This window comes from Piscinibacter defluvii (assembly GCF_004011805.1).
GTDB classification, from domain to species: domain Bacteria; phylum Pseudomonadota; class Gammaproteobacteria; order Burkholderiales; family Burkholderiaceae_C; genus Piscinibacter; species Piscinibacter defluvii.
This window is the reverse complement of the sequence record NZ_RCHJ01000029.1, coordinates 47950-56968: the sequence shown is the minus strand read 5'-3', so window position 1 is coordinate 56968 and position 9019 is coordinate 47950. Positions and strand designations below refer to the sequence as shown.

Annotated in this window: 17 protein-coding genes; 4 read left to right on the top strand and 13 right to left on the bottom strand. The window is 69.2% G+C overall.

Annotation, left to right across the window (positions count from 1 at the left end; translation table 11 throughout):
• The 4 genes from D9C15_RS29960 to D9C15_RS29945 form a co-directional block, all read left to right on the top strand.
• Positions 1–577 (top strand): hypothetical protein (locus tag D9C15_RS29960; RefSeq protein ID WP_205854949.1); only part of this gene is annotated, 577 nt, incomplete at its 5' end.
• A 28-nt stretch (positions 578–605) separates the two neighbouring features.
• The gene (locus D9C15_RS29955) at positions 606–932 is read left to right on the top strand and encodes a hypothetical protein (RefSeq protein WP_128003105.1); all 327 of its coding nucleotides are present in this window, start codon (positions 606–608) and stop codon (positions 930–932) included.
• Positions 933–981: 49 nt separating this feature from the next.
• The gene (locus tag D9C15_RS29950) at positions 982–1692 is read left to right on the top strand and encodes a phospholipase D family protein (protein WP_128003103.1); all 711 of its coding nucleotides are present in this window, start codon (positions 982–984) and stop codon (positions 1690–1692) included.
• 11 nt (positions 1693–1703) lie between these two features.
• Complete coding sequence (locus D9C15_RS29945) at positions 1704–2336, top strand: hypothetical protein (protein WP_128003101.1); 633 nt, start codon at positions 1704–1706, stop codon at positions 2334–2336.
• 29 nt (positions 2337–2365) lie between these two features.
• Here D9C15_RS29945 and D9C15_RS29940 read toward each other — a convergent pair whose 3' ends face one another.
• From D9C15_RS29940 to D9C15_RS29880, 13 genes are all read right to left on the bottom strand, one after another.
• Entirely contained in the window at positions 2366–2785 is a 420-nt protein-coding gene (locus D9C15_RS29940; protein ID WP_128003099.1) for a hypothetical protein, read from the bottom strand.
• Between the two features lie 265 nt (positions 2786–3050).
• Positions 3051–3353 carry a hypothetical protein gene (locus tag D9C15_RS29935; protein WP_128003097.1) on the bottom strand — a complete coding sequence of 101 codons (303 nt, stop codon included), beginning with the start codon at positions 3351–3353 and terminating at the stop codon, positions 3051–3053.
• A 55-nt stretch (positions 3354–3408) separates the two neighbouring features.
• Complete coding sequence (locus tag D9C15_RS29930) at positions 3409–3642, bottom strand: hypothetical protein (RefSeq protein WP_128003095.1); 234 nt, start codon at positions 3640–3642, stop codon at positions 3409–3411.
• Positions 3639–3827: a hypothetical protein gene (locus D9C15_RS29925; protein WP_128003094.1), complete on the bottom strand. Its 189-nt coding sequence runs from the start codon at positions 3825–3827 to the stop codon at positions 3639–3641. The genes D9C15_RS29930 and D9C15_RS29925 overlap by 4 nt, the downstream gene beginning before the upstream one ends.
• A gap of 70 nt (positions 3828–3897) precedes the next feature.
• The gene (locus tag D9C15_RS29920; RefSeq protein ID WP_128003092.1) at positions 3898–4242 is read right to left on the bottom strand and encodes a hypothetical protein; all 345 of its coding nucleotides are present in this window, start codon (positions 4240–4242) and stop codon (positions 3898–3900) included.
• Between the two features lie 33 nt (positions 4243–4275).
• Positions 4276–4617, bottom strand: coding sequence for a nucleoside triphosphate pyrophosphohydrolase family protein (locus D9C15_RS29915; RefSeq protein WP_128003090.1), 342 nt, complete (start codon positions 4615–4617; stop codon positions 4276–4278).
• 118 nt (positions 4618–4735) lie between these two features.
• Entirely contained in the window at positions 4736–5728 is a 993-nt protein-coding gene (locus tag D9C15_RS29910; RefSeq protein WP_128003088.1) for a deazapurine DNA modification protein DpdA family protein, read from the bottom strand.
• Entirely contained in the window at positions 5728–6438 is a 711-nt protein-coding gene (locus D9C15_RS29905; RefSeq protein WP_128003086.1) for a DUF7694 domain-containing protein, read from the bottom strand. Before D9C15_RS29905 ends, D9C15_RS29910 begins: the two co-directional genes overlap by 1 nt.
• 104 nt (positions 6439–6542) lie before the next feature.
• Positions 6543–6779, bottom strand: a complete 237-nt coding sequence (locus tag D9C15_RS29900) for a hypothetical protein (RefSeq protein WP_128003084.1) — start codon at positions 6777–6779, stop codon at positions 6543–6545.
• Between the two features lie 5 nt (positions 6780–6784).
• A complete protein-coding gene (locus tag D9C15_RS29895) occupies positions 6785–7417 on the bottom strand; it encodes a uracil-DNA glycosylase (RefSeq protein ID WP_205854948.1) in 633 nt (210 codons plus the stop codon).
• A 14-nt stretch (positions 7418–7431) separates the two neighbouring features.
• The gene (locus D9C15_RS29890; protein WP_128003082.1) at positions 7432–7758 is read right to left on the bottom strand and encodes a DUF7688 family protein; all 327 of its coding nucleotides are present in this window, start codon (positions 7756–7758) and stop codon (positions 7432–7434) included.
• Between the two features lie 118 nt (positions 7759–7876).
• The gene (locus D9C15_RS29885) at positions 7877–8146 is read right to left on the bottom strand and encodes a hypothetical protein (RefSeq protein ID WP_128003080.1); all 270 of its coding nucleotides are present in this window, start codon (positions 8144–8146) and stop codon (positions 7877–7879) included.
• Positions 8147–8154: 8 nt separating this feature from the next.
• Entirely contained in the window at positions 8155–8949 is a 795-nt protein-coding gene (locus D9C15_RS29880; protein WP_128003079.1) for a hypothetical protein, read from the bottom strand.
• Positions 8950–9019 lie beyond the last annotated feature (70 nt).

Genomic DNA, 9019 nt, shown 5'->3' with positions numbered 1-9019 from the left:
CGCGCCAGCCCCAACACCAACCACCACTGGGATCAACCCACTCGGAATTCAAGAGAGGCAGGAAGAACAACCCGCTCCGAGCGCGGACAGCGTCGTCGCCAGCTTCGAGGCCGGCATCATCACCTTGAAGCGCGCCTGGATTGGCGTGTGCATCAAGTTCGCGATGCAGGACCGCTCGGCCCGCATCACGCACTGGTCGCCGCATGCATTCAAGGCACTCGTGGACGCGCTGCAGGCCTACTTCGAGCAGCTCGGCATGAACGCGTTCATGATCCGCGCCAACGACGATCCGACGCTCGTAGCGTCGCTCCCCGCGCGCCACCCGTACCACACGCTGCTGTCCGACCGGCCGAAGCTGAGCGACGACGAGATCGGCACCGCGGGTCTCAAGACCGGCATCGGCGAGGCCGAGTTCGAGGCCCACGGCAACACCTTCGAGTTGCGCCCCCTCTACGGCGATGGCCACCGCGCGAGCATCTGGCTGCACGAGTACACGGCGCTCAGCCTGCTCGGCTACCTGCGCGAGTACCTGAAGGTCGCGGACACGCTCTCCGGGCCTGCCGCCGGCAATGCCTGAGCGGGCCGCTTCGGGGGGCTCGGCGAGCGTGCCCGTCTGGAAGCGCCGGCTGCCGATCGTCCTGCTCGGCCTCTCCTTCATCGCCCTCGGCGCTTGCGTCGCGTACTGGGGCGTGTGGGAGTCGCGGGGCGGGCGCTATGGGGGCTCTCCAGTCACCGTCATCATCGGGCCAGCCACCAGGTGGACCGCTGCCAGTCTGGCCGGCTTCGGCATCGCGCTGCTCGGCGTCCTACTGCGGCGCACCTGGGCCGTCGCCACGTGGATGACCGTCTGGCTGTGCCTGTCGGTCGCGATCAACTTCGCCGAACCCCTGCTCTGTGCCCGTGTCGACCGGGCCACGTCGGTCTGCCGCTAGCTCCCGGCACAATGTGCCCATCGTTTACGGCATCCAGAAGAACACGGACATGGCGCGTTTCCTGAACACCAGCGGAGTGACGTATCACCTGGAGGAACTCATCAAGGGCGCGCGCGACCGCGTGATCCTGATCAGTCCGTTCCTCAAGCTCAACGACCGCATCAAGGAACTCTTGACCGACAAGGATCGGCTCAAGATCGACGTGCGCATCGTCTACGGCAAGAGCGAGCTGGCGCCGGCCGAGGTCGAGTGGTTGAAGGGCATGCGCTTCGTTCGCACCTCCTTCTGCAAGAACCTCCACGCGAAGTGCTACCTCAGCGAGGAGGCCTGCATCGTCACCAGCCTGAACCTCTACGAGTTCAGCCAGGTGAACAACAACGAGATGGGCATCCTGGTCACGCGCACGCAGGATCCCGAGCTCTACCGCGACGTCTACGAAGAGGCGCAGCGGCTGATCCGCGTCAGTGAAGAGGTGCGCATTTCGATGGAGCGGGTCGAGCCTGCCGGCCAGGACGACGCGCCGGACGCCGAAGCGGGGTTCGAGAAACTGACCACCGCCAAGCTGGCCGCCAAGCTCGGCATGAGCACCAAAGACCTCTTCGACAAGCTGCTCGCGCTGGGCCTGGTCGAACTCAAGGCCGAGCACCCCAACCGCCACTACATCACGCCGGCCGGCAAGCAGGCTGGCGGCGAGTGGCGCCCCGGCGCTGGCGGCGGCTACCTGCTGTGGCCCGCGGCGCTGCAGCTCTCGGACCGCTGAACGCGACGCCGATGAACGCTGCTGTCGAGTGGTACCACGGCACTGACGCCAGGTTCACCGACTGGCAGTTTCCGCCGCCGCCGCTGCCCGAGAAGAAGGGCCTGCGCCCGCACTCAGCCGTATTCCTCACCAGCGATCTCACGCTGGCCAGCGCCGCCGGCCAGCACCTGTGTACGGCACAGCTTCAGCCATCGGCGCGCATCCTCGACCTGCGCCGGCTCAGCGCCGAATCCGACACGATGCGCCAGGCCGTCGGCCGCGCCGAACTTGGAAACCATTGCCTGTGGACGCATTCCGTCGTGGACTGGTGCGTTGGCTGGAACTCCGGCGAGACGATGCGCTTCGCGCCCGACCGCAGCGCCTTCAGCGCCCGGTTGGCGAGCCTCATGCCCCCTGCCGAGCTCGCCAAGGCAGGTAGTCGTGCACCCAAGCACCAGGCCGCGTGGCTCGAGCTCCAGAACCTCACCCGCGACTGGATCGAACTGATCGCCGTCACAGGCCGCGACCTGGGCTACGACGCTCTGCTGGCCAACGAGGTCGACCGCCACCGCCCCGGACCACCGATCGCCTGTCCTCTGTTGATCGCGCTCAACGCGAAGGCGCTGACGTCGCCGAACTGGATCTTCGGGTCGCGCGGACGCTGAAGCGGCGCGCTGCGCCGCTTTGCGCGCGATCACCCGCCGTTGGCCACGCCGCGGCCGGGCGATCGCACCTCGGCCTGGGGGTCGCGTTCCTCGTCCAGCTCGATCACCTGCTGGTAGCACACCCGCACCGAACGCAGGCCGTAACGCCGCAGGAACGCGGCCGCGGCTTCCTTGAGTTCGGGACGCAGCACCTTCTCGTCGAACGCAATGCCCCCGTGTGCCGCCACCTGCCGCGCGGCCTCGGTGAACACCCCGTAGAAGTCGCGCCGCTCCACCGACAGCTGGGTGCGCAGCCAGGCGCCGCTGCCGTTGCGCGCGTGGATGCCGATGCCGCTGCGCCGGCGCTTGGACTGCGGGCTGCGCGCATAGGTCAGGCCCCGCACGCTGCCGTCCTTGCGGAACAGCCCCGTCGCGGTCGTGACCAGCGTTTCACCACGTTCGTTGTTCATTCGTCGATTCCTACCGCGCGTGCCCTGACCCGTGTTCCGTCGATCGGCACGTCGCTCGCATCGTGCGCAACGCCGAAGTCAGGTACTCGCGCGACCGTGCCACAGAGATGCTTGGGCACCAGCGCGGAAACTCACGGATCGTCCGGTCGCCGTAAACCTTGAGCACGGCGCTGCGGAAGTCGTAGCAGATTGCACGGCGCGGGAAGGTCTCCACGCGACGCCAATGTCTACCCGTGCGGTTGAGCGGCATCATTTCGACCACCCGCTACTCGCCCGCGGCTTCCCAGGCCTGGGGCGTCGCGAGCCGCGATCCCCAGCCGAACATCGAGCCGAAGCGCATCGCCTCGCGCTGCGCCGGCGTCACGCCGCGCTCGGCGTTCAGCTCGTCGGCCGTCGCTTCGGTCTCCACCGCGTAGCAGCCCGGCACGCCGCGCTTGACCGCGACGATGCGGGCCTTGGTCGCGGCCAGGCCGTCCGAGTTGTCGATGAAGGCCAGCGGCGGCAGCCCCTTGGTCTCGAGCTCGAGGTCGAGCGTCGGGTCCGCCTCGGCGGTCGTCTGGATCTGCACTCGTCTTCTCCTTCGGAGTTGTCCTGAGTGCAATTTCCCACCGAATGGCCCCGTGTCAACCTTCCTCGCGGCGGCCCGCAGATCGCGCCATCAGAAACGCTCGCGCGCGATCGACGACGGGATGCTCGCCGTCCTCGTAGGGTGCGCCGTGGCCGTCGCGGCCGGCGTCCTCCAACAGGTCGGCCACCAGCATCGCGGTCGCGTCGTCGGTGCGAATGGCGAACTCGCAGTGCAGGCATGCCACCGGGCAGTGGGGCCGGATGCAGCGCGCCGGCACATCCCTGCTCATTGCTCGTCGCCCGGGTCGCAGTTGCCGCACTCGACTTCGTCGCCGAGGTCGCACAGGCTGCACTTCGTCGCGCCGCAGTGGGGGCAATCGCTCAAGCCAGGCGGCTCGCCGGCCCGGCTGCGCGCGCGCTCGGCCGCGGTGGAACCGCAACCGCTGCAGTCGTCGTCGCTCTCGCGGTAGTTCATGGTCAAGCTCCGTGCGCCCGGGCTTGCCCCAGGTGCGTCAAGGGCCTCCATCGCAAAGGCCAGCAGCCGTTCAGTCCGGTGCCTTGCACAGCGGGTGCGCCGGGCCGGACCGCGAGGCCAGCGCCGCGATCTCGCGCGCGAACTCCGGATCATCGGCCGACACGCTCCAGGCATAGGCACCGAGTGCGGCCTGCGCGTGCTTGTCCTTGAGCTTGACCAGGAAGAACTCGTCGGGCTGGCCCACGGCGCCCCACTCCAGCGCGCCGATGGCTTCGAGGGTGTCGAGCGCCGCCTGCACCTCGGGCGCCCATCGCCGGAACGTGCCGGCGTGGCCCGGGACGGGGGTGAGCTTGCGCAGGTTCACGACGGCGTACTTGCCGCAGCCGTCCGGGTTCTCGTTCCGGTCCATCCTCATCGTGTTCTCCTTTGCTGAGGTGCTGATGTGGGTTCAGTTCGACGCCGGCGCCGTGAAGGCCTCGGCGCCGTTGTGTTCGTCGGCATGCCAGCGCTGAAACAGCGCGAGCTTGTCGCCGGCGCGCTGCTCGATGGCGACGCGATCGAGGCCGAATTGCTGCTGCACGAAGGTCATTGCCGCGGACACGTCGCCCATCTCCTTCTGCATCCGGTCCTTCAACGATCCCGCGCCGTCCGGATGCTCGTCGGTGTGGAAGTACGCGAGCTTCTTTGCCGTCACCTGCGCCAGCTCACCCAGTTCCTCGAGCAGCTTGGCCAGCCCGTTCGCCGTCATCGGCATGCGTGTCTCCTTGCAGTTGATCGCCGGCCCGCGCACGGCCGACCGCCTCGACCGCCGGCACAGCCACGATATGCCGTGGCCGCGCGGCGAGCCACCGTAAATGCCGGCGCCCCGCCCCCCTGAAACCTCCGGTCGGGCCCGGCGCCCCGAGCGTTCATCCGCCCACCCAGGTCCTCATGCAGTGGTGCCAGGCGCTGATCGCGTCCGTCTGGTTGTCGACCACCAGCTCCAGCCATTCGGCCAGCTCGGCCGAGGCCTCCTCGCTCGGCTCCTCGAACAGTTGCAGGTCGTAGGGAACCTTGGGCAGCGAAAGCTGGCCCGCGTTGCGCCGCACCCAGTCGTGCATCACGCCGATGCGCTTCTCCGCGGTCCTCCCGGTCGGGTGCTGACGCCGCGCGGAAAAGTCCCACGCCATCGAGTCGACGCTCGCGATGCGCGGGTGGTCGCTGAGGAAGCGCAGCGCATCGCCCTTCACGCCGAACAAGTGCAGGCCCACGCCGGCCGGCAGCTCCCGGTCCAGCGCCTCCACGACGGCCAGGATGCCGTTGGGCCCGTGCACATGGCGCCTGCACATCGAGCCCACGCCCATCAGCGACGGCCAGGCGGCCAGGGGCAGGTGATCCAGCGACCAGCGGTAGTGGTCGACCTCCCAGCCCTGGATGACCGGCATGGGGTCCGGCAGCCCGCGATCGCGCGCCTGCATCCTCACCTCGGACAGCAAGCGGCAGGTTTCCGCGAGCCGGAACATCACGTCGATCTTCGACGACGCGATCTCCGGCTCGACGCACTGGTCCCAGCTCGCGTACCAGGCCCAGGGCCAGCTTTCCACCAGGTCGAGATACTGCTCGATGGTCCACGGGTAGCCGCGGTAGCGCGACATTGCCACGAAGCCCGCGCTGTCCAGCGCCGCATCCAGGCCGGCGAACTGCACCGGATCCGGCTTGCGCACGCTGATGACCTCGCCGTCCTCGTCGCGCACCATGAACGCGTTGGTGCTGAAGAGCACGCTGTAGCCGGCGTTCCTGGCGGCCTTGAGGATCTTGCCGCCCGGTGTCGGGATGCCCACGCGCAGCAGCGGCCCGGGTCGGCTGGCCGGCGCGCTTTCCTCGACGTCGGCTTCGGGGGCCTCCAGCACCTCGTAGCCCATCACACGGTCTCCGGCAGTTCGCGCTGCGTCGCGCCCACCGCCTTGGCAGCCTCGGCGCCGGCGACCTCGCGCACGGCAAAGCCCACCGGCATGCGCACGGTCGTTTGCATGAACACGAACAGGTGGAACTGGTTCGCGGTGTCGCACAGCCGCGACTCGGCGGGATAGAGCTCGAAGCCCTCGTGCTCGGGCCCGACGATGGCGTTCTTGATCGCCTGCAGCTCGCGCCAGTCGCGGATCACGTCGCGGTCGCGGCGCTTGATGGAGAGCCACGCGACGTCGCCCAGGTCCGGGCCGAACGGCGCCTTGATCAGCTGCACGTTGACCTGATGCGTCTCGCTGAGGAAGACCGAGTGCTGGCGCAGGACGCGCACTTGGCGCTGCGCGGTCGCGAGGTCGACGCCGAAGCGCTTGGCGATCGCCGCGGCGTCGAGCGCGCTCTCGGGCAGCTCGGCCGCGTAGAAGGGAGCGAGCTTGAGTGGCGCCGCCGGCGCGGCCTGCTGCTCGGCGTGTTCCAGAGCGCAAGCCCACGCAGCGAAGGCTGTCGAGCGCGCCGGCCCGACCAGCCGCGGCGCGTCGTCCGGGTGGCTCAGCGTGAAGGCATAGCTCGCTTCGCGCTGCACGGGGCCCGGCGTGCGCTGCACGCTGTAGCCCTTGGCCTTGAGCGCCGCGATCGCGGCGTGAATGTCGTTGGTGTCGAAGTCGGTCATGCGAGATGCCCGTCAGGTCCGTTGTTGGACCTTCAGGATCTCGCGGGCCTCCGCTTCTTCAACCCCGCCCGCCGGCTGCTCCCCGCGACGGCGCGGCGCGGGCGTCAGCGCGCCGGCACTCTGAACTCGCTGGTGCTGGTCCAGCTCTCCCCGAGCTCGTCGTAGGTCGAGCTCGCGATCCGCCAGCGCGACAGGTCGCGCCACTCCTTGCCCAGCAGGTTCCTGCATTGGGCGCCGAGGCCTCCCATCTGGCTGATGCGCAGCTCGTGGCCACGAGGCAGCTCGTGGAGGAGCTGGTAGAGAGGCTGCGGGCCTGCTTGCGCAGCGTGTTCGTCGGCCATGCCGCTCATCCCTGCCTTCGCGCCTTCACGCACGCCTGCATGCCCTCGGCGAACGCACGCGCGCCACCGTTGGCGGGGTGCCGCACTGCCGCCGCTGGCGTGACGCCGAGCCTCGCCAGCTGCTCGGCAGCCTTCTTGCCCACCGCGATCACCTGGGCCTTGGGGTACGCGGCCAGCAGGACCTGGAGCGCTTGCTTGCCGAGCCCGAGTTCACCATCCGTTGGCGTGCGGTTTGTGCTCGGGCTCCCGATCACGAAGGGATGCAAGGGCACCGCGTTCCACATCACCACCTGCTCGGCGATCTGCAGGGCATAGAGCGACCGCCATACCAGCGTGGCTGAAGGCTCGGCGAACGGGGCTTCCCGCGTGGTCAGCCTCGAACCCTGCTCGTCCACCCGCGGCACCGCGCCTTCGACCACAAGCCGCTCGCTGGTGAAGGCCAGGCCGGTGTGGCGCATGCCCTGCCAGCCAGGCGCTTCGCCGCAGAGGATGAAGCGCGCGTCGCAGTCGAGGTGGCGTGCGAGCCGCGCACGCTTGGCTGCGGGCCCGTTCGTGTCCAGGTCATCCGCGCAGATGTCGGCCCAGGGGTTGAACAGCCCAGGCCACCCGCTCGGCAGCGAGCCGATCAGCTCGAGCACCAAATGTTCCTGGCTCACGACAGCCCTTGGTTGGCACAGGTGCCCTGTGCCGCGAACGTGTGGCGCGCCACTGCCTCGCCGTTGATGCACGCCAGCTCGATCGAACTCCCTGGTGCGAGCGGGTCCGTCCGGCCCGGCCAGGCCTCGGCCGTGAACCGGCGCATCCACGCGAGGTACTGGGCGTAGGTCTCCGGCGGTTTGCCTGCGAAGTTCGTGCCGTTCAGGTTGTGGAAGATCACGGACATGCTCGTCTCGTCGCCCAGCCAGATCCACTCGCCTTCGGCATCGCGGATCTCGTGCGTGTAGTCGCGGTCTCGCGCCATCGTCGCCTCGCTTTCCATCGTCGACTCGCTCCTTTCGTAAGCGAGTCTCGCGCGACGGCGGCCAGCTTCAAGTCCCCCGCGGTGTGCACCGGCACGCATGCACCCGCAGGGGTGCCATCTTTCCGGTGCCGCGGCGCTACAAGGGGCGCGCCAGCGGCATGAGGGCCTTGCCGCCGTCGGCGTCGCCCCATGTGACCTGGACGCGACCGTCGAGCAGCAGGACGTCGGAATCGCCGGCCAGCCGCTCGACTGCAAGGCACTGCTCATCGGTGAGCCGATAGTACGGCCGGCGCAGACGCGCGGTGAAGGCCTTGCTGTCGCCCTTGTGGACCTTGTTGGGCAGGGTCGTCAGGCGCTCCATCAGCCGCCGCGGCGTGGGCTTGGTGGCGACGACTGTCGTCGGCATGGGTCGCCTCACCGACCCACCACGGCCAGCTGCTCTGCACGACCGGCGAGCACCTGCAGCGCAAGCTGCCACGTCGTCTCGGTCAGCGCATCCACGGTCGTGTGCGACAGGGGCTTCCTGCTCGCGTGCACCTGAAACGTCGCGGTGTGCCCGTCGACCTCGATCCTGACTTCCGTCACCGCGCGCTGCAGGCCCAGCGCCAGGCGCTCCGGGTCGCCGAGAGGCTTGCTGTCGGCCGCGCTCCCGCTCCCAGCCCCTTCACGCACGCCGTGCGCGACCATCGAACCGCTGAAAGATGCCGGCAGCCAGCCGCGCGCGAAGCCGAACAGGCCGGCCGCCACGCGGACGACATTCACCCCCCCTGAACCGCTGCTCGCCACCGCCTCGGGCAGCGGCCTGCCGCTCAGCTCGAACTCGGCGTAGTCGCCCAGGTGCACGAGGTCGGGATTGAGCTTCTGCCCCTCGACGTAGAACCAGGTGTCGAACTCGGCCTTCACGGCTGCGGCCGGCACTTCCTGCGCGCCGGCGAGCACCGTGATGCCCTTCGCCTGTGCCAGACGGGTGATGGCCGCGACGATGCCGGCGTAGGCCTGCTCGCTCGGCCCAGCCCCCTCCTGCCGCTTGAAGGCAAGCTGCAGCGGCCGCGTGCGGCCGGCCAGCGCGTCGCGCGCGGCGCCGTCCAGGCCGACCACCTCGGTCACGAGGCCGGTCTCGGCATCCTTCGGAAGGGCGTCACCCGCCTGGGCCACCCCACAGAACGCCATCGTCAGGACGATCGTCAGCGTCAGCGCAACGTGCTTCATCTTCGGCTCCCATGTCGGACTGATGCAGTATCCCCGTGCGGCCCGGCGGCACAACCCCAAGTGGCACCCC